The organism is Celeribacter halophilus (assembly GCF_900114135.1).
In the GTDB taxonomy this organism is placed as follows: Bacteria; Pseudomonadota; Alphaproteobacteria; order Rhodobacterales; family Rhodobacteraceae; genus Celeribacter; species Celeribacter halophilus.
This window is the reverse complement of the sequence record NZ_FORY01000007.1, coordinates 158009-178293: the sequence shown is the minus strand read 5'-3', so window position 1 is coordinate 178293 and position 20285 is coordinate 158009. Positions and strand designations below refer to the sequence as shown.

Here is a 20285-nt window from a genome sequence, read left to right as displayed (position 1 = left end):
GCGCCGGCGTTCAAACCGCGTTTGCGCTCAGCGCCGGTGCGCTAACATAGCAAGCCGGATGAGCGCGCGTTCCATCACCGCCATGGTCGGCGCTTTCGACGCGGAGCGCAATGTCAGATCCGTGTCGGTCAGAATGCCAAGCGCGGTTTCCAGCTTGTACATGCCCCAGTTCTGCGCCTGTCGCGTCATCCGGTCACGGCGCGGTCCGAAAATCGGCGGACGCGCACGGGCAATGCCGGAGGCCGCGCCGCCCGGATCGGACGCCGCCGCATGCAAGGTCCGGAAATGCCGCATGGTAAAGATCGACAGCGCGACCGGATCAATCCCTTGCCCCGCGATCTTGAGCATCAAAGGCCCCAACTCGTTGGCACGCCCCTCGGCGACCGTGTTGAGCACATCATCCACCTCGGCCTCTGTCGTGGCGGGGGCGCAGTTCAGCACATCCTCGCTCGACACCGGCGTCTGGTCTCCGATCTTGTAAAGCGCCAGCTTTTCAAGCGTTTGCCGGAAATCTCCCGGATCAATCGTGCGCGAGAGCGCCTCGATATCCGTCATGGCATCGCGCGACACATCCTTGATCCCCGCTTTCGCAAGGGTCGCTTCGATCTCCGCGCGGGAGGGCGGGTCGGCATAGATCGCAATGGCATAGGCGCTGGGATGGCCCTCGAAGAGCTTGCGCAGCTTGGAACTGGCCTTGAGGCTGCCCGCCGTGATCACGATCTGCGCATCGCCTTCGCGCCAGTCGAACAAGGCATCCTTGGTCACATCCGTGATCTGGTCGGTGGCATCCTCGACAAAGACGACGCGGGCACCGGGAAAGAACCCCTGTGCCTTGAGCGCGTCCATCAAAAGCGCCTTGTCCTTGCGTAATTCCGCGCCGGACATGCGGGTGAGGCGCATTTCCTCCTCGCCCTGTTTGCCGATCAGCCCCTCGATAATCTCCTGACGCCGGATCGCGATTCGCATGGCATCCGGCCCGTAGAGCAGGACACCCGCCTTGCCCTTGTCGGGCTTGGCGAAATAGGACAGCGCGTCGCGGGCGGAGAGTTTCATGAGGGCAGCTCTACCGTGGCGATGATCTCGCTCACCATCTGGTCGGCCAGAATCGTCATCAGCCGCTCATAGGCATCGCGCGTGGCGGTCAGCGTGTCGACCGAATTCCCCGTTGCCGAGTAGGAGGTGAAATTCGAGGTGCTGCTGTCAAGAAGCGTCCGGCCTGTGGCAATGTCGCTCAGGGTGAATTTGACCGTCCCTGTGATGTGATAGCGGTTGATGTCGCCATCACGGGTCAGCCCGATGTCGTTCTCTTCCGTCGTGATGTCATAGCTCAGACGATAGAGCGGCGTCTCTGTCGGGCCGAACTGGTCAATCAGCCGGTTGCTGAGATTGTAGCTTTGGCGTCCCTTCGGCGCGGCGATCTCCACCTTGCCCCGCAAGGCCGCACCTGTGCCCCCCGGCCCGTAAGCCGGGGTAAAGCCGCAGCCCGCGAGGGCTACGAGCGAGATCAGAACTGTTCTGCGATCAAATGACGACATTGACGATGCGGCCCGGTACAACGATGAGTTTCTTCGGCGACCCGCCATCGAGCGCCTTTTTCACAGCATCGTTTTCCAGCACCAGCTTTTCAACCTCTTCTTTCGGCATATCCTTCGGAACAGAGATTTCATCGCGGCGTTTGCCGTTGATCTGGATCGGAAGCGTGACTGTGTCTTCAACCAGCATGGCCTCATCCGGCACCGGCCACGGCGCTTGTGCAATCAGGCCCTCGCCGCCCAGCATGGACCACATTTCTTCCGCGAGGTGCGGGGTCATGGGGGACATGAGTTGGGCCAGCGTCTTGAGCGCGTCCGTTTTAGCATAAACGCTCGCTTTAGACTTGGAAATTGCGTTTGTGAAAGCATAGAGGCGCGCAATAGCGGCGTTAAAGCCAAAGGTTTCGATTGCAGACGTCACATCATGGATGGTTTTGTGCATTTCTCTCAAGAGCGCACTATCGTCTTTGTTTGGTTCGCGGTTTCCTTCACCGGCGCTAGCAGCAGCCGCCAGACGCCAGACACGGCCAAGGTGTTTGCTTGCTGCCTCGGCCCCGCTTGCGGTCCATTCCACGTCGCGCTCGGGCGGGCTGTCGGAGAGCACGAACCAGCGTGCGGTGTCGGCCCCGAACTGTTTGATGATCTCGACCGGATCGACCACGTTGTTCTTGGATTTGGACATCTTGGCGGAGGGCACGATCTCGACTTCGGTGCCATCTTTCAAAAAGCCCTTGCCGTCGCGCAATTCGACCTCTTCGGGGTAGTGATACACCGGACGGCCATCCGCGCCTGTGGTCTTGTAGATCGCGTGGGTCACCATGCCTTGCGTGAACAGCGCATTGAACGGTTCACGGGATTTCTCCGGCAGATGCCCTGTCTCGTTCATCGCGCGGGCGAAGAAGCGGGAATACAAGAGGTGCAAGATCGCGTGTTCGATGCCGCCGATATACTGGTCGACGTTCATCCAGTAATCCGCATCCTCTTTCACCGTCGGCGTGGTCGCACGGGGCGAGGTGAAGCGGGCGTAATACCACGAACTGTCCACGAATGTGTCCATCGTGTCCGTCTCGCGCAGTGCCGCGCCGCCGCATTTCGGGCAGGTCGTGTTGCGCCATGTCGGGTGACGGTCAAGCGGGTTGCCGGGGATGGAGAAATCAATCGGTTTGCCATCTTCGTCGAAGGGCAGTTCGATCGGCAGGTTCTCTTTTTTCTCCGGCACCACGCCGCAGCTTTCACAATGCACCACGGGGATCGGACAGCCCCAGTAGCGTTGCCGTGACAGGCCCCAGTCGCGCAGGCGGTATTTCGTGACGCCGTGGCCGACGCCGTTCTTTTCGCAGAAATCAACCGCGCTGTTCACCGCCTCTTCGCCGGTCTGGACCTCTTCGCCCGCAAAACCGCGAATGTATTTCACCTTCTCGGATTTGACCGGGACAAAGGCTTCGGTCTCGTTCAGATCGCCCTCGACGGGGGCAAAGACATAGTTGATCGGCAGGCCGTATTTGGTCGCGAAGTCGAAGTCGCGCTGGTCATGCGCCGGACAGCCGAAAATCGCGCCGGTGCCGTAATCCATCAGGATGAAATTGGCGATATAGACCGGCAGTTCCCACGATGTGTCAAACGGGTGGCGCACGGTCAGGCCGGTGTTCAGGCCCAGTTTCTCGGCCTTTTCAATCGCCTCTTCCGTGGTGCCGCCTTTGCGACACTCCTCGCAGAAGGCTGCAATCTCGGGGTTCTGCTCGGCCAGTTCTTTGGCCAGCGGGTGATCCGCCGAAATCCCCACAAAGGACGCGCCCATCAGCGTGTCGGGGCGGGTCGTGTAGACCTCGATCCGGTCGGTGTGGGCGGTCGGTTCGGTCACGGAGAAGGCGAATTGCAAGCCGCGCGACTTGCCGATCCAGTTCTTCTGCATCGTCTTGACCTTGTCCGGCCAGTCGTCCAGCCCGTCAATCGCGCTCAGAAGGTCTTCGGAATAATCGGAAATCTTGAAGAACCACTGGGTCAATTCCTTGCGCTCCACCGGCGCACCGGAGCGCCAGCCGCAGCCGTCAATCACCTGTTCGTTGGCCAGAACCGTCATATCCACCGGATCCCAGTTCACCGTGGCGTTCTTGCGGTAAACCAGACCCTTGTCCAGCATGTCGATGAACATGGACTGCTGTTGGCCGTAATACTCCGGATCACAGGTCGCAAACATCCGTGTCCAGTCGATCGACAGACCCAGAGGCTTCATCTGGTCAACCATCGTGTCGATGTTGTTGTAGGTCCATGTCTTCGGATGCCCCCCCGAGGCCATCGCCGCATTCTCCGCAGGCATCCCGAAGGCGTCAAACCCCATCGGATGCAATACGTTGAAACCGGTCGAAGACTTATACCGCGCCACAACATCGCCCATCGTGTAGTTGCGCACATGCCCGATGTGTATGCGCCCCGACGGGTAGGGGAACATCTCCAAAACATAATACTTCGGCTTGCTCTCGTCCCGCTGGGCGAGGAACACATCCGCCTCATTCCAGGCGGTCTGCCATTTCGGTTCGATCTCGCTGGGCGCGTAGCGGCTCATGGTCACATCCTTAATCTCAGACAAACGCCGGGCATCCTGGGCCCGGCGTGGTCATAAATCCTTGGCTCTCCGGGGTCCAGAGGCCTTGTTGACTTCGCAACTTTACTTGCCCGACCGCAACTGCCGCGCGCGGGTCAAAATCGCATCTTCCACGGCATGAACCGTCTCGTCGCCCACCGCACCGCCGCGCGTGTAAAGCGACACGTTCAACGTGCGCGCATCCAGTGCCGGATCGGTCACATGAATCACCGCACGATAGGCGCGACCGCCACCCGGAGGCGTGCCGTATCCGGTGATGATCACACCCGTGAACGGATCGGCCTCCTGCACAGGCAGAAAGGACAAGACATCCAGCGCCGCATTCCAGATATATTTGTTCACCTGAACCGTGTCGGACACAGACCCTCGACCGCCGCCGAAAATCGTGCGCCGCTTGGACTGTTCAATCACGATGGTCTCGCCATTGGGAATCTCGACAACCTGACCCGTGGTCTTCGTGTCCACGGTCTCCACCGTGCCATCCGTGGTGACAACCGTCTCCTTTTTGCCGCCGGAAAACGGCAGGGAACCGGTGCTGTCCCCGATAGAGCCGACGCTGTCAAAAGCGCCACAGCCTGTCAGCGTGAATCCGGCAATCAGCGCAGAGGCCAAAACATAGGGTGGGCGAAACATCAAAGGCTCCCTTTCAAGATATCGCCGCAACCGTATCGCCCAAGCGCAAAAGGGACAAGGCCCGAAAATGCCTCAAGGCAAAAGGCTCCTCACAAAAGGAAAGGGCCGCTCCTAAGAGCGGCCCTTGAAGAATTTCAATTCCGTCAGGAATTAGAATTCGAAGGACAGAGCCATGGTTGCACCGGAGTACAGCTCGTAACCGTTAACACCGGTGTCGATGTCGTCGGTGGATGCTGCTGCGGTGGAGTTCGCATCGGCGTAGGAAGCGAGGAAGGAAGCGCCGCCGCCAAGGTCGTATTCAGCAACGATGTAGGTTGCGAGATCATCGTCAGTTTCGTCGTCACCGTCGATGTAACCGGCAGTCACAACGAGACCCATGCCGAAGTCATAAGCGCCTTCGATGCCGTACTCTTTGCCATCGTCGAGGATGTTGGTGCCGTCATACATCAGACCGCTGCCGTAGTAAGCGGACACAGTGACGGGGCCGTCAGCGTAGTCAACGGAGATACCGTAAGCGCCGTCAACGTCTGCACCGTCTACGTCATAGCCAGTGTAGTAAGCGCCGAGGGTCACAGCACCAATCGGGTAAGCAACTTCGATACCGTATGCGCTGCCGTCGCCGAAGCCGAAGTAATCGGTTTGGCCGTAGGAACCGGTGACTTCAAAGCCTGCGAAGGAGCCGGAAACGGTCAGGGCGTATTGCTCAGTAGCGATTGCATAGTCAGTGTCTTCTTCTTGGTAGAAGAAGCCAACTTCAACTACGTCAAAGTCGCCGCCGAGGAACAATTGCTGAGCGCCGAGCTCGCCATCAACGCTGAGTGCGGAGTAAGCACCGGAGAACTGGCCGTAGGTGGCGGAGATCAGGATGCCAGCATCGGGAGTGCCAACCCAAGCTGCGTAGTCGCTGGAGTCATCAGACAGGCTGTCGATGCCAATTGCATCGTCGATGGCATCGGTTGCAGCGAACAGGCCGGTCACATAGTCGAAGGACGCCATGGCGGTGTCAACGTCACCGAAAGACAGGGAGAACATGTCGTTAGACAGGGTCACAACCCAATCGGAAGAGTCCACATCGCCGAGGCTGTAGGTGGAGCCTTGCGAGCTGTCTTCGAGGTCGATGTCGAGCGACGCGGAAGCTGTCCAGCCGTTGTTCAGCTCTTGGGACATGTTCACGTAGAGACCAGCGTCCCAGTAGACACCGTCTTCGAAGTCATCGTTGTAACCGATTTCGGCGTCGCCGGACCAGGTTACTTCTGCGGAAGCGGCGCCTGCAAGCAGGGCGATCGCTGCGGAAGAAAGAAGGATGTTTTTCATTTTGTTCCCTCGTGGAATTGTATGAATATCAGACATGCCGGCTTACCCGACACCTGAGCATTGGAATGCGCCGAGAAGCGTTTTGGGTCAAGAAAAGGCGGAGGTCTGTGGCAAGCTGGTTTAAAAATGATGCAAGTTGGTCACACACCTGTTGCATGACGGGCAGGCTGCATTTTAAGAACCCCTATGAATAAAGGGCCATATCGCGCCTGTATGATCCTGCACAGGATTTCGGCAAAATGCGATCTGGTGTCCGGATATGGTGGTTTTGCCACGCATGAGCATGTGTGTGGCGGGAATCGCAGAGGTTTTAAGGAGGCCGGAATGGGGCTTGCAGAGATCAAGGAACGGATTGCGGCGGAGGCCGAGCGGGTCGGACGTGCGCCCGATAGTGTGCAGTTGATTGCTGTGTCCAAGGTGCAGCCGAACGAACGGGTCGCGGCGGTGCTGGACGCGGGGCAGCGGGTCTTTGGCGAAAACAAGGTTCAGGAAGCGGCGGGCAAGTGGCCTGCGTTCAAGGAGCAATATGACGGTGTCGAGTTGCATCTCATCGGTCCCTTGCAGACCAACAAGGCGCGTCAGGCGATGGAGCTTTTCGATGTGATTCATACGGTGGACCGTCCGAAGCTGGCCAAGACCATTGCGCGGCTTGCGGGAGAGTTGGGCCATTGTCCGCGTCTGTTCGTTCAGGTGAACACCGGTGAGGAGCCGCAAAAGGCGGGTGTTCTGCCTGTGGATGCCGATGGCTTTATACAGGAGTGTCGGGATCTGGGTCTTGAGATCGGGGGGTTGATGTGTATTCCCCCCGCCGATGAGGAGCCGTCCTTGCATTTCGCTTTGCTCAAAAAGATCGCGGCGCGCAACGGGGTCGACGGTTTGTCTATGGGCATGTCGGGGGATTTCGAGACCGCAATTGCGCAAGGCGCGACCCATGTGCGGGTCGGCTCCGCGATTTTTGGTGAGCGGGATTATGGGTGAGGCGGGTTGATTGTGGTCTGAATCCTCTCTGGGAATGTGCCCGACACAAGTCCGACACATATCCGACAGGGTGCAGACCGCGTTTTAGCGGATGATCAGCCGTGTTCTCGGGGTGGCTCGTTCCGCGATCCAGCGCAGGTGATCGGCGCGGAACGCGACGCATCCTTCGGTCGGATGGCGTGGTTTGCGCCAGCGGTGGACGAAGATGGCGGAGCCTTTTCCGGGGGTGGCATCGGGCCAGTTCCAGTCGGTGATCAGCACCAGATCATATAGCCTGTCAGCGCGGCGCATCCGCTCGTGGCTGGCCTTGAGCGGGGCGCGTGTGAGGTGGTTGTAGGCGGGGTGGTCGGCGGCGTCACACCACAGGTCGCGCGGGCCTATCTTGTTGCCATGTAAGGGAAAAATCCGGTCGGCGCGGTAGTAGAGTGCGGGGAGTGTGAGGTTGGCACGCGGGCTGGCCCCATCGCCTTCGCGTTTGGTGTCGGTGATCCCGCCCTTGCCGATGGAGCAGGGAAACCGCCGCCCCATAAACCGTGCGCCCCAGCGTGTGACGACGATGTCGGCGGGCGAGAACGGGCGGGTCATAGCAGGTGCCCCGACTTGCGCGCCTTGGTGGCGAGATAGGCTTCGTTATAGCGGTTTTCCCCGACCTTGAGCGGCACGCGTTCGGTCACCATGACCCCCTGATCCTCCATCCGCGCGATCTTGTTCGGATTATTCGTCATCAACCGCACCCCCCCAAACCCCATCTCCTTGAGAATCGCGGCGCCAATGCGGAAGTCCCGCTCGTCGTCCTCAAAGCCCAGACGGTGATTGGCTTCGACCGTATCAAATCCTTGATCTTGAAGGGAATATGCCCGCATCTTGTTGGCGTGTCCGATGCCGCGGCCTTCCTGATTCAGATACAGGAGGATGCCCTCTCCCTCCTCACCCATCTGCGCAAGCGCGGCGTTGAGTTGGGGGCCGCAATCGCATTTCATGGAGCCGAAAATATCGCCGGTGAAACAGGCGGAATGCAGGCGTGCGAGGACGGGTTTGCTGCGGTCCGGACGGCCGACTTCGACCACATAATGCTCCTCGCCGCCATCATCGGGCCGGAACACATGGACGCGGGACTTTTCAGCGGCCAGCAAGGGCACGCGCGCGTGGATCATATCATGCAGCGGCGCGAGATCGGCCATGAGCGGCAGGGCGGGTTCGACGGGCAGGAGCGTCAGCCCGTGCGTGGCCGCCAGTTCATAGGCATTGTCGATCCCGACCATCACGGCAGCGGGCAACAGGCGCGCGGATTTTGCCAGTGCAATTGCCGCACGGGCACATTGCGCCTTGCCGCCACGCAGGGATTGAAACGGGCCCTTCATCGGGTGTGTCAGGTCATCTGCAGGGTTGGCCACTGCTTCGATCCAGGCCACATCCGCGTCATCCGGCAGAACAAGCCGTGCCAGATCGCTATCATAGGCCCGCGCAGACAGGGTCTCGGCCCGCCGTGCGGTGATCGCCAAGAAAGCCTCGCCAAGTCCGCGCAGATCGTCCAGTCGCGCAGGAGACAGGTCTTCGGCGGCAATCGCGAGCGCCGCCCCGTTCTCTGAGCGCAGAACAACGGGCATACCCATCCGCAAATCGGAGCGGGCACGGGCGATGAGTTCAGAGAGGTTGGGGGCGAGGCTCATGAGCGGGTCCGTGGTTTGATCTGGCTTCTCATGTAGCGATCTTTGTCACAAAGTGAAACATTTCCGGCCGTTTTCACACGCTTGCGTGAGACGATTGTTGCAAATCTTGTTTTGGGCTGCCTGTGCGCGCACATCACGTTCAATGCACAAACAAAGGAGGTCAGTGTGATGGCCACTCTCAAAAAAATCCTGCTCGTGGATGACGACGACGATCTGCGTGAGGCGCTGAGCGAGCAACTGGTGATGACCGAAGATTTCGACGTGTTCGAAGCAGACAGCGGCGCAAGCGGCATGGAAAAGACCAAGGAAGGTCATTACGACCTCATCATGCTGGACGTGGGTCTGCCGGATACGGACGGGCGCGAGCTTTGCAAACGGATGCGTAAATCGGGCGTAAAAGCACCGATTTTGATGCTCACAGGTCATGACACGGACGCGGATACGATCCTCGGGCTTGATAGTGGTGCGAATGATTACGTGACCAAACCGTTCAAGTTTCCGGTGCTTCTGGCTCGTATCCGTGCGCAGTTGCGGACCCACGAGCAATCCGAAGCGGCTGTTTTCCAGCTTGGACCGTATACGTTCAAACCGGCGCAAAAGATGCTGGTTACGGAAGACGACAAGAAAATCCGCCTGACCGAAAAAGAGACCAATATCCTCAAGTTCCTCTACCGCGCGACCGACGGTGTGGTGCCGCGGGATGTGCTTTTGCACGAGGTCTGGGGCTATAACGCCGGTGTGACGACGCACACGCTTGAAACCCATATCTACCGCCTGCGTCAGAAAATCGAGCCCGATCCCTCGAATGCGCGGCTTCTGGTGACCGAAGCGGGCGGGTATCGTCTGGCCTCCTGAAGCGCCAATTGAAAAAAGTTAATTTGTGCGGGAACTTTCCTGCGCCCGTACGAGTTAGTCCTGTGAAGACCCCGCGCACATCGGGGTGATAATGTGCAGTCCCTCGTTCCACGACTTATGCCCGGCCTTTGTGTCGGGCATTTTTTGCGCTCAGCCCTGCGGCTTTCGGGTGGAGTCATCCGATCCATAGGGATAGGGTTTGACGAAATTGCATCTGAGGACCGGATATGCCCTTTACCCTTGCCACATGGAACATCAACTCCGTGCGCCTGCGCGAGCCGATCGTGCTCAAACTTCTCGAAGAAGAAGCTCCCGATGTGCTGTGCCTTCAGGAATGTAAGTCGCCGGTCGACAAAATCCCGATGGAGGGCTTCCGAGCGCTGGGCTATACCCACATGGTTGCGCGGGGGCAAAAGGGCTATAACGGCGTTGCGATCCTGTCGAAAATTCCGATGGTGGAAGCAGGGGCCGAAGATTACGCCTCCTTGGGTCACGCCCGCCACATCGCCGGAAAACTTGAGAACGGCGTCACGATCCACAATTTCTATGTGCCTGCGGGTGGCGACAAGCCGGACCGCGAAATCAACGAAAAGTTCGGCCAGAAGCTCGACTATCTGACCGAGATGCGCGATGCGTTCCACGCCGAGAAACCGGAAAAATCAATCCTTGTGGGCGATCTCAACATCGCGCCGCGTGAGGACGATGTCTGGAATCACAAGCAGCTTTTGAAAATCGTGTCGCATACGCCTGTTGAGGTCGAGCATCTCGCGCAGACGCAGGAGGCTGGCAACTGGGTCGACATCACGCGACAGGATATTCCCGAGGGCCAGCTCTATAGCTGGTGGTCCTATCGTGCGCGGGACTGGGATGCTGCGGACAAGGGGCGTCGTCTTGATCACGTCTGGGCAACGCCGGACATATCCAACGCCGGACATTCGAGCCGCGTCCTGCGCGATGCGCGCGGCTGGGAAAAACCCTCCGACCATGCGCCGGTCTTCGCCACCTTCGACCTTTAAAACCGATGCCGGAAGGCGCATATAGGGGCCAAACAGATACAAAGGAGAACCGATATGGATCTCGGACAATCTACCGGTGCCGCTCCTGGCGCATATGTGAAAGATGTTTACGAAGCCGATTTCATGGCGGAGGTGATTGAAGCCTCGCAAGAAACACCTGTGATCGTTGACTTCTGGGCCCCTTGGTGCGGCCCGTGCAAACAGCTTGGACCGGCACTTGAGGCGGAGGTCAATGCTGCTGGTGGCGCTGTGAAAATGGCCAAGGTCAATGTGGACGAAAACCAGATGATTGCAGGCCAGATGCGCGTGCAATCCATCCCGACCGTCTATGCCTTTTTCAAAGGTCAGCCGGTGGACGGGTTCCAAGGCGCGTTGCCACCGTCGCAGATCAAGGAATTTGTGGCCAAGGTTGTGGCGCTCAATGTCGACGAAAGCCTGAGCGATGCGGTTGCGGCTGCGGATGAAATGTTCGAGGCGGGCGAGATCGAGGATGCGGCACAAACTTATGCGGCGATCCTCGAAGAAGACGACAAGCTCGCGGGGGCCTATGCCGGTCTGGCTAAATGCCGCCTTGCCAAAGGTGAGGTCGAAGAGGCCGAAGCCCTGATCAACGGTGTGGCGGCGGAGATTTCCTCCGATGCGGCCATTGAAGCTGTGCATGCCCAGATCGCATTGGCAAAAGAGGCGGCGAATGCCGGTCCCGTGGCAGAACTGGCGGCCAAAGTCGAAGCCGATCCGAGCGATATGCAGGCGCGTCTTGAACTGGCTGTGGCGCAACACGCAGATGGTCAGATCGAAGCGGCAGTTGAAACGCTTCTGGCGGCGTTCAAGCAGGATCGCGACTGGAATGACGGGGCGATCAAGGAGCAACTGTTCAAAATCTTCGACAGTCTCAAGCCCAATGATCCGATTGCCCTGGCCGGCCGGCGCAAACTTTCTTCCATGTTGTTTGCCTGATCGTGTTTGCGGTCTAGTTTAAGGCAATGTTGACTTCTGCAAGCCTTCCAGAGACGATCCCTGTCTTTCCGCTGCCCGGTGCGCTTTTGCTGCCTCGGGCGCGGTTGCCGCTGCATATTTTCGAACCTCGCTATTTGCAAATGGTCGAAGATTGCATGAAAACCCCTGCGCGCCTGATCGGTATGGTGCAGCCGCGCAGCGGGGCAGGGGAGGGCAAGCTGAATGCGATCGGATGCGCCGGACGCCTGACGGCTTTCTCCGAAACCGAAGACGGGCGCTATATGGTCACCCTTTCCGGCGTGTCGCGGTTCCGGCTTGTATCCGAGGAGACCGGTTTCTCTCCCTACCGGAAATTCACGGTGAACTGGGCTGATTTTTCCCATGATCTCGGCGCGGCAGAGGCCGACTCAGGGCTGGATCGCGCCGCCTTCATGGACCTCCTGCAGCGTTATTTTTGTGAGGAGGAGTTGCAAACCGACTGGGGAAGTCTCGGTCAGGCGGATGACGAGCTGCTGATCAATTCCCTGTCGATGCTGTGTCCTTTCGGACCGGAGGACAAACAGGCGCTTTTGGAGGCGCCTTCTCTTTCCACCCGACGTGAAACTCTGGTAACGCTTATGGAGTTCGCCCTGCATGGCGGCTCCAGCGAGGATATGATGTGATGAGCAATGACCTAACGCCCGAAACAACAGAACAGGCTTTTGACCGCCGGATGCTGGAGGCGCTGGTCTGTCCGCAGACCCATGCGGTTCTTAAATATGACCCCGAGGCGCAAGAACTGATCTCGAAAACGGCGGGTCTTGCCTATCCGATCCGGAACGGTATTCCGATCATGCTGGTCTCGGAAGCGCGTCAACTGGAGGGCTGATCCTCCGTATGTCTTTCTGACACGCGCCGCTTGCACGCGCTTTCTCTCCGGCGTTTCCTTTGTGCCTTCAAATACTCAGGCTCTCAAAGCGCGATTCCGCGCAGCAGCTTGGGCACATCGCCATTGACGCCAGCGGCCTCGCGGATGGCCGCACGGCGCAGTCCTGTGACCGAATTGACCACGCCCATCCCGAGATCCCGCGCGAGGCGGAGGAGCGGGTTGTCGTTTGAAAACAGCTTGTTGAAACTGTCGGTCATCAGCGCCATCGTGGCCACGTCGAACCGCCGCCATTGTGCGTAGCGTTCCAGAACATCCTCGCGCCCGATGTCTTCGCCACGGCGATGCGCTTCCACCAGAACCTCGGTCAGTGCTCCGACATCCTTGAGGCCTGCATTGAGGCCCTGTCCTGAAATCGGGTGCATCCCGTGCGCGGCATCACCGACCAGCGCCACGCGCGTCGCGGTAAAGCTGTTCGCCAGCGTGATGTTCAAAGGGTAGGTGAACCGTTTGCCGACGAGGGAAATCTCGCCCAGAAAATCCCCGAAGCGAGGCCGCAAGACAGCGAGGTAATCCTCGTCAGTCAGCGCCTGAATGTCGGCGGCCATCTTGTCCTTTTCGGTCCAGACAATCGAGCTTTGATTGCCCGGCAGCGGCAGGATCGCCAGAGGGCCGGACGGGAGGAAATATTGATGCGCGCAGCCGTCGTGGGGCCGTTCGTGCTGGATCGCGCAGACCTGCGCCGTTTGGCCATAGCTCCAGCCGGTGCGCTTGATGCCTGCGCGTTCGGCGGTGCCCGATTTGCGTCCGTCACATCCGACGATCAGTTTGCCGGTGATCTTCGCGCCCGTGTCCAAGGTCACGCTGGCACCATGCAAATCAACCTCTTGTGCTGTGACCAGCCCCTCAACCTGAGTGATGCGGGGTTGCGCATCCAGCGTGTCCAGAATGGCCTGACGCAAGAACCTGTCTTCCACCATGTAACCCATTGGACTTTCGTCGATCTCGCCATCACGAAATTCCAGCATGAAGGGGGCAGGGCCTTCGCCCGGTTTGCCGTCCGTGACTTTCACGTCAAGGATGGGTTGGGCCATCTTGCTCACCCGCTCCCAAAGCCCGATCGCTTTGAGCAGCTTTTGCGACCCCAGCGAGAGCGCATAACCGCGCCCGTCGAACTGGTCATTCATGCGCGCGGTCTTCGGGAGGCTGTCGATCAGCGTTACAGTCAATCCGGCATTGGCCGCCGCAAGGGCCAGCGCAGGTCCGTTCAGCCCGCCGCCGACAATGATGAGATCACTTGGCTTTGTCTTGGATGAGGTCATGATTGTCTCCTTGCCGCAAATATGACGCGCCGTGCGGGATTGTCCATGCGATGTAGCGCCGCGAGGGGGCTTCGTGAAACCCTAAATCACAGAATTTCCGAAAGCACAGCGTAAGGTCTTGATGTAGCGCAGCTTTTGCAATCAATTTGTATTTCAACTTGACTGCGAATGGCTTTAGGGTGCCGCAAGTATAGAAAAAGGGCGAGATGATGGTCGATTATACGAAGATGAGCATGTGCGATTTGGGGCGGGCCATCGGATCGGGCGATATCGACCCGCGCGACGTGGCGGCGGCCTTTCTGGACGCGGCGAAAGCGCATCCTTTTTCCGACCGTATCTATGCCCGCTTCATGGAAACGCGCGCAATGGCGGAGGCACAGGCTGCGTATGAACGGGCGCAAAATGGTGTGCGTCGCGGGCTTCTCGACGGGGTGCCCGTGTCTTGGAAAGACCTGTTTGATACGGCGGGCGTGGCGACGGAAGCGGGTTCTGCGCTTCTCAAAGACCGCATCCCGACACGGGACGCCGAAGTGCTGCGCCGCGCCTCGAATGCCGGTCTGGTCGCTTTGGGCAAGACCCATATGTCGGAACTGGCCTTTTCCGGTCTCGGGCTCAATCCGGTGACAGCCACCACACCTTGCGTGAATGATACCGATGCCGTGTCGGGCGGGTCGTCTTCCGGTGCGGCCGGATCGGTCGCCTTTGGTCTGGCCCCCGGTGCGGTCGGCTCCGACACAGGCGGTTCCGTGCGCATCCCTTCGGCGTGGAATGATCTTGTGGGGCTCAAGACCACGTCGGGTCGCATCCCCCTTGATGGCGTTGTGCCCTTGGCGGCTGGGTTTGATACGGTGGGACCATTGGTCAAAACAGTGGAAGATGCCGCCGAGATGTTCGCCATTCTCGACGGATCTCCGGCCCCTGATCTCAAAGGCGCGTCGCTTGAGGGAACACGCCTTCTGGTGCTGGAAAATGTTGTTTTCGACGATATTCGTGATGCCCCGCTGGATGCGTTTGAAGCGGCGGTTGAAAAGCTGCGGGCCGCAGGGGCGGAGATCATCCGCGCACCGGTCGAGGCTGTGACGGAGGCGATGGACCTGTCCGGCATCCTGTTCACCACAGAGGCTTATGCCGAGTGGCGCGACCGGATCGAGGCCAATCCCGATGTGATGTATCCCCGTATTCTGGAACGCTTCCGCGCAGGGGGCAGTTTTAACGGGGCGGATTTCGTGGCCGGTTGGAAGAAACTCGCCCGTCTGCGGGATGACTATCTCAAGGCCACCGCCGGATATGATGCGGTGATCCTGCCCACGGCCCCGATCCTTCCGCCGGATGCCGAGCGGTTGATGACGGATGCGGATTATTATGTGACGGAGAATCTCCTGGCGCTGCGTAACACCCGTGTCGGAAACCTGATGGGGCTGGCGGCGTTGACGCTTCCTACGGGTATTCCGTCTTGCGGCATCCTGTTCCAGACGCCTCCCATGAGCGAAGCGCGGTTGCTGCGGCTTGGTGCGGCGGCGGAAAAGGCGCTGGCCTAAAAGTCACAGCTTTTCCACGGGGACGCCTGTCAAGGACGTCTTTCTCTGGACCAAAGGCTGCGCTCTCGTTATCTTGGCCTCAAACACCCGGGCAAAAAGATCCGGAAAAACAGAGGCAGTAGCAGTTTCATGACGTTTCCTGAGCGGTTTTCCAACCTGCCGGAATATGCGTTTCCGCGTTTGCGGAGTCTTCTCGACGCGCATGCTCCGGGTGGTGAAGTGACGCATATGACCATTGGCGAGCCGCGTCATGCGATGCCGCCTTTCGTGGGGGATGTGCTGGCGGAGAATCTCTCCGGCTTTGCAAAATACCCGAACAACAACGGCACGGATGACCTTTTGTCTGCGATTGCGGGCTGGCTTGACCGGCGCTTTGGCGTCATGGTGTCGCCCGCGACTGACATTATGGCGTTGAACGGCACGCGCGAGGGGCTGATGAACGCCTGTATTGCGCTGTGCCCTGAACACAAGAACGGCAAACAGCCCGTCGTCCTGACGCCCAACCCGTTTTATCAGGTTTACGCGGTCGCAGCCGTGACAGTCGGGGCCGAGCCGGTTTTTGTGCCCGCCATGCGGGAAACCGGTTTCCTGCCGGATTATGCCGGTTTGCCTGCCGAAACTCTTGAGCGCACGAGTATCGCCTATATCTGTTCGCCCTCCAATCCGCAGGGGGCCATTGCGTCGCGTGCCTACCTGCGCGATCTGATTGCGCTGGCCGAGAAGTATGATTTCAAAGTCTTTTCGGATGAATGTTATTCGGAAATCTATCGCGACGAGGCACCTGTGAGCGCATTGGAAGTTGCGCGCGACATGGGGGCTGATCCTGAACGTGTGGTGATTTTCCATTCCCTGTCGAAACGCTCCAACCTGCCGGGGCTGCGCTCCGGCTTCGTGGCGTCCGGCCCTGAAAACATCAGTCATATCCGCCGCTTGCGCGCCTATTCCGGTGCACCGCTTCCTGCACCGATTCAGGCCGTGTCGGCGCGGGTTTGGGCCGATGAGGATCACGTTATCGCCTCGCGCAAACTCTATGCCGAGAAATTCGATATGGCAGACGAGGTGTTCTCCGGCATTCAGGGCGCCGAGGCGCCACAGGCCGGATTCTTCCTCTGGCTGCCCGTCAATGACGGCGAAGAAGCGGCAATGAAGCTCTGGACAGAAACCGGCGTTCGGGTGTTGCCCGGCGCGTATCTGTCGCGGGACGTGAACGGGGACAACCCCGGCAAGCATTACATCCGGGTCGCTCTTGTGGCCCCAAAAGAAGAAACACAGCGCGGGCTTATCCGGCTTCGCGACTGTTTGTACGGTTAAGGTAAGAGGCAGTCATGGCATCCTATCAGGCGCGTGGTCGCGATCCGCTTTTCGACAGAAACACGCAGGCGCTTTTGGAGCGACGCGGCAAAGAGCTTATCGGCCTTGGGCTTTTGGGGCTGGGGTTTCTGATTGCGCTGATGCTGGGCTCGTATGTGCCCGAGGATCCGAGCTGGCTGTCTGCCACCGAAGCGCCGGTGCACAATATTCTGGGACGCTTGGGGGCTTCTGTCGCTTCGCCGCTGATGATTATTGTCGGTGTGGCCTCTTGGGGATTTGTGCTGGGCTTTGTGGCTTGGGGGCTGCGCTTCGTGCTGCATCGCGGTGAGGAACGTGCTCTGTCGCGCGCCGTGTTCGTGCCCATCGCCATCGCCGTGGCTGCGATTTACGCCTCTACTCATGCTTCGACCGCACCTCAGAGCTTCGGCGGGTTGTTTGGCGACACGGTGCTCGCGGCGCTCATCCAGATTTTGCCCTTCGGCGCTGCGTTCAGCCTGAAAGCTCTCGCGTTTCTTGCCTTTTTTGGAACCGTGGCGCTGGGCCTCTTTGCGCTAGGTGTCACGATGGTGGAATTGCGTCTGGCGGGGCAGTTCCTGCTTGTTGGAATGGTGTCTCTCTACGCGCTGGTCCTGCACCTGCTTGGACGGGGCGCGCGCACATCTGTCTCCGTGGGTCAACAGGTCGCGCGTAGTGCTGCGGCTCGCCGTGAGGAGCGGCGTACAGAACGTCAGATGCTTGCCGAGCAACAGGCCGCTTTCGAGGCGCAAATGGCGCAACCGGAGCCGCGTGCCACTCATCGTGTCATTCGCGCGGAACAGCCGCTTGTCGAGAGCGATCCGGTGCAACCTGAACCGAAACCGTCGATCCTTGCCAAAGTTCCGAGCCTTTTGAAACGCAATGCGTCCGAGGATCTGGAACCCGAATTGATCGAGCCTGATTTGGCGCCGGATGTGAAAACAGAACCCGGACAGGATGATCGCATCCGCTCGAAAATTTCCTCGGCCATCAGCGCACGGGCGCGTGCTGTGCCGCGTGGGGCGGTTGTGGGCAATTCGCGCGTCGAGCCTCCTCTGACCGCAGCGCAAAAAGCCGCTGCCAAATATCGCAAGGGGCCAGCGCCGATTGTCTTTGATCCGTCCGTGAGTGCCGATCAGCCCACCGCCTCTGCCGCTGCACCTGCGCCTGAGGCAGAGATGCAGGCCGCGTCTGCCTCGGAAGGGTATGAGCCGCAGACATTCGGTTATGAACAGGGCCCCGTCGAATACGATGCCATGTCCTTCCATGAGGTGCCTGTTGACGAAGAGGCGCTGGAGACACCGGAATATGTGGCTCCGGAGCCTGTACGCTACGAGCCTGCTGCGCCCGTCGTGCCGGAGCCGAAACGCGTTGTCCAGCACCCTGTGCGCAAACCGGTTGCCCCGAGCAAACAGGCGCAGGCCGAAGCGCAGCCGACGTTGAAATTCGACCCGAAAGAGGCTGAATACGAGACGCCGCCGCTGTCCTTGCTGGAAAATCCGGTCAATATTCCGCGTCACACCCTGTCTGACGAGGCGCTGGAAGAAAACGCGCGGATGCTCGAAAGCGTGCTGGATGACTATGGCGTCAAGGGCGAGATTGTCTCCGTGCGCCCCGGCCCTGTTGTGACCATGTATGAACTGGAACCTGCACCGGGTCTCAAAGCCTCGCGGGTGATCGGTCTGGCCGATGACATTGCGCGTTCCATGTCGGCCCTGTCCGCGCGGGTTTCTACCGTGCCGGGACGTTCGGTGATCGGGATTGAATTGCCGAACGATCATCGTGAAATGGTATCCTTCCGCGAAATTCTGTCGACCCGCGACTATGGCGATGGCAAACTGTCCTTGCCGCTGGCGCTCGGGAAAGACATTGGCGGCGATCCGGTTGTCACCAACCTCGCGAAAATGCCCCACCTCCTGATCGCAGGGACCACCGGTTCCGGTAAGTCCGTGGCGATCAACACGATGATCCTGTCTTTGCTTTATCGTCTGACGCCGGATGAGTGTCGCCTGATCATGATCGACCCGAAGATGTTGGAGCTTTCCGTTTATGACGGCATCCCGCATCTCCTGTCGCCGGTTGTGACCGACCCGAAAAAAGCGGTTGTGGCGCTCAAATGGGTCGTGGCGGAGATGGAAGACCGCTATCGTAAAATGTCCAAAATGGGCGTGCGTAACATCGACGGCTATAATGGTCGCGTGAAAGAGGCGCTGTCCAAAGGCGAGCTGTTCTCGCGCACCGTGCAGACGGGGTTTGACGACGAGACCGGTGATCCGATTTTCGAGACCGAGGAATTCCAGCCGGAAACCCTACCTTATATCGTCGTGATCGTGGACGAGATGGCCGACCTCATGATGGTGGCCGGAAAGGAAATCGAGGCCTGCATCCAGCGTCTGGCGCAGATGGCGCGGGCCTCGGGGATCCACCTCATCATGGCAACACAGCGGCCTTCGGTCGATGTCATCACCGGGACGATCAAAGCCAACTTCCCGACGCGGATTTCCTTCCAGGTGACCTCCAAAATCGACAGCCGCACCATTCTGGGCGAGCAGGGGGCGGAGCAGCTTCTGGGCATGGGTGACATGCTCTACATGGCTGGCGGCGGACGTATCCAGCGCTGCCACGCGCCGTTTGTCTCGGATGAAGAAGTTGAAAAGGTGGTCTCCTATCTCAAGGCTTACGGTCCGCCCGATTATGTCGGCGGCGTGGTCGAGGGGCCGGAGGACGAAAAAGCGGCCAGTATCGACGCGGTTCTGGGCCTCAATACCGGTGGCAACACAGGCGGCGAGGATGCGCTCTACGATCAGGCTGTGGCCATCGTGATCAAGGACCGCAAATGCTCCACCTCCTACATCCAGCGCAAACTGGCGATCGGTTACAACAAGGCCGCACGTCTGGTCGAGCAGATGGAGGATGAAGGCGTCGTGTCCTCGGCCAACCATGTGGGCAAACGCGAAATTCTGGTGCCGGAGCAATAGGAGTTCACGCAGTTTTCGCCCTCTTGTGAGCAGAAGAGATGTGGAAGGGCGGCAAATCTGGCGTATATCTACGGTATGAAAAGATTTCTGACCGCTCTTGCGCCCGCCGCCCTGATTGCTTTGTCTTCTGTTGCTCCCGCAGCCGCGGAAAAGCTGTCCCTGTCCACGCTCTCGACCTATCTGAACAGTCTTGGCACGGTTCAGGCCGATTTTGTGCAGACCAATGACGACGGGTCGAAATCCTCGGGTGAGGTGACGATCAAGCGTCCGGGGCGGATGCGGCTTGATTACGGCGGGGGCAATGATGCTCTGGTGCTGGTGTCCGGCGGTCAGGTGGCCGTATTCGATCCCGGCTCGAACGAGCCGCCGCAGCGGTTCCCGCTCTCCCAGACCCCGCTTTCCGTGATCCTGAAACGCAATGTCGATCTGAATGCCGCGAAAATGGTTGTGTCCCATCGCGAGCAAAACGGGGATACCATTGTGCGCGCGCAAGATCCGGATCATCCGGATTATGGCTATATCGACCTGATCTTTAGTGCGACCCCTGTGCTCAAGGCGTGGGTCATTCATGATCAGGGAGGCGGCTCGACAACTGTGCAGCTTACGAAAATGTCGCTTGGCGGCTCTGTGTCTGATCGCACGTTCAATATCCGTGCCGAAGCCAACCGGCGCGGAACGCCGATTGACTGAGTTCTGTAA

At 59.3% G+C, this 20285-nt stretch carries 18 protein-coding genes; 10 read left to right on the top strand and 8 right to left on the bottom strand.

Annotated features, from left to right (window positions below):
• Positions 1-27: 27 nt before the first annotated feature.
• From holA to BM152_RS09430, 5 genes are all read right to left on the bottom strand, one after another.
• The gene (gene holA / locus BM152_RS09450) at positions 28-1053 is read right to left on the bottom strand and encodes a DNA polymerase III subunit delta (protein ID WP_066604223.1); all 1026 of its coding nucleotides are present in this window, start codon (positions 1051-1053) and stop codon (positions 28-30) included.
• Complete coding sequence (gene lptE / locus BM152_RS09445; RefSeq protein WP_074914135.1) at positions 1050-1535, bottom strand: LPS assembly lipoprotein LptE; 486 nt, start codon at positions 1533-1535, stop codon at positions 1050-1052. The genes holA and lptE overlap by 4 nt, the downstream gene beginning before the upstream one ends.
• Positions 1522-4095, bottom strand: a complete 2574-nt coding sequence (gene leuS, locus BM152_RS09440) for a leucine--tRNA ligase (RefSeq protein WP_066604227.1) — start codon at positions 4093-4095, stop codon at positions 1522-1524. The genes lptE and leuS overlap by 14 nt, the downstream gene beginning before the upstream one ends.
• 102 nt (positions 4096-4197) lie before the next feature.
• Positions 4198-4767 carry a DUF3576 domain-containing protein gene (locus tag BM152_RS18810; RefSeq protein ID WP_082715383.1) on the bottom strand — a complete coding sequence of 190 codons (570 nt, stop codon included), beginning with the start codon at positions 4765-4767 and terminating at the stop codon, positions 4198-4200.
• Between the two features lie 150 nt (positions 4768-4917).
• A complete protein-coding gene (locus tag BM152_RS09430; RefSeq protein ID WP_066604229.1) occupies positions 4918-6081 on the bottom strand; it encodes a porin in 1164 nt (387 codons plus the stop codon).
• 324 nt (positions 6082-6405) lie between these two features.
• On the opposite strand from BM152_RS09430, the gene BM152_RS09425 reads away from it, so the two are divergent.
• On the top strand, positions 6406-7059 hold the full coding sequence (locus BM152_RS09425) for a YggS family pyridoxal phosphate-dependent enzyme (protein WP_066604231.1): 654 nt from the start codon (positions 6406-6408) through the stop codon (positions 7057-7059).
• A gap of 84 nt (positions 7060-7143) precedes the next feature.
• On the opposite strand, the gene BM152_RS09420 is transcribed toward BM152_RS09425, so the two are convergent.
• Both BM152_RS09420 and ribA read right to left on the bottom strand, forming a co-directional pair.
• Positions 7144-7644 (bottom strand): L,D-transpeptidase family protein, encoded by a 501-nt coding sequence (locus BM152_RS09420; protein ID WP_066604238.1) that lies wholly within the window; start codon positions 7642-7644, stop codon positions 7144-7146.
• The gene (gene ribA / locus BM152_RS09415) at positions 7641-8729 is read right to left on the bottom strand and encodes a GTP cyclohydrolase II (protein WP_066604245.1); all 1089 of its coding nucleotides are present in this window, start codon (positions 8727-8729) and stop codon (positions 7641-7643) included. The genes BM152_RS09420 and ribA overlap by 4 nt, the downstream gene beginning before the upstream one ends.
• A 168-nt stretch (positions 8730-8897) precedes the next feature.
• Here ribA and BM152_RS09410 point away from each other — a divergent pair, with 168 nt between their 5' ends.
• From BM152_RS09410 to BM152_RS09390, 5 genes are all read left to right on the top strand, one after another.
• Positions 8898-9584, top strand: coding sequence for a response regulator transcription factor (locus BM152_RS09410; protein WP_066604248.1), 687 nt, complete (start codon positions 8898-8900; stop codon positions 9582-9584).
• A gap of 227 nt (positions 9585-9811) precedes the next feature.
• A complete protein-coding gene (locus BM152_RS09405) occupies positions 9812-10600 on the top strand; it encodes an exodeoxyribonuclease III (protein WP_066604251.1) in 789 nt (262 codons plus the stop codon).
• Between the two features lie 54 nt (positions 10601-10654).
• Positions 10655-11557, top strand: coding sequence for a thioredoxin family protein (locus BM152_RS09400; protein ID WP_066604256.1), 903 nt, complete (start codon positions 10655-10657; stop codon positions 11555-11557).
• Between the two features lie 26 nt (positions 11558-11583).
• Positions 11584-12219, top strand: coding sequence for an LON peptidase substrate-binding domain-containing protein (locus tag BM152_RS09395; RefSeq protein ID WP_066604258.1), 636 nt, complete (start codon positions 11584-11586; stop codon positions 12217-12219).
• A complete protein-coding gene (locus BM152_RS09390; RefSeq protein ID WP_066604264.1) occupies positions 12219-12425 on the top strand; it encodes a Trm112 family protein in 207 nt (68 codons plus the stop codon). The genes BM152_RS09395 and BM152_RS09390 overlap by 1 nt, the downstream gene beginning before the upstream one ends.
• A gap of 83 nt (positions 12426-12508) precedes the next feature.
• Here BM152_RS09390 and BM152_RS09385 read toward each other — a convergent pair whose 3' ends face one another.
• Positions 12509-13744, bottom strand: coding sequence for an FAD-dependent monooxygenase (locus BM152_RS09385; RefSeq protein ID WP_066604266.1), 1236 nt, complete (start codon positions 13742-13744; stop codon positions 12509-12511).
• A gap of 209 nt (positions 13745-13953) precedes the next feature.
• Between BM152_RS09385 and BM152_RS09380 the strand changes: the two genes are divergently transcribed.
• The 4 genes from BM152_RS09380 to BM152_RS09365 all read left to right on the top strand — a co-directional run bounded on the left by BM152_RS09380 (position 13954) and on the right by BM152_RS09365 (position 20276).
• Positions 13954-15282 carry an amidase gene (locus BM152_RS09380; RefSeq protein WP_066604268.1) on the top strand — a complete coding sequence of 443 codons (1329 nt, stop codon included), beginning with the start codon at positions 13954-13956 and terminating at the stop codon, positions 15280-15282.
• A 129-nt stretch (positions 15283-15411) separates the two neighbouring features.
• Entirely contained in the window at positions 15412-16593 is a 1182-nt protein-coding gene (locus tag BM152_RS09375; protein WP_066604271.1) for an aminotransferase class I/II-fold pyridoxal phosphate-dependent enzyme, read from the top strand.
• Between the two features lie 14 nt (positions 16594-16607).
• Positions 16608-19586 (top strand): DNA translocase FtsK, encoded by a 2979-nt coding sequence (locus BM152_RS09370; RefSeq protein ID WP_066604275.1) that lies wholly within the window; start codon positions 16608-16610, stop codon positions 19584-19586.
• Positions 19587-19661: 75 nt separating this feature from the next.
• Positions 19662-20276 carry a LolA family protein gene (locus tag BM152_RS09365; RefSeq protein WP_066604278.1) on the top strand — a complete coding sequence of 205 codons (615 nt, stop codon included), beginning with the start codon at positions 19662-19664 and terminating at the stop codon, positions 20274-20276.
• Positions 20277-20285 lie beyond the last annotated feature (9 nt).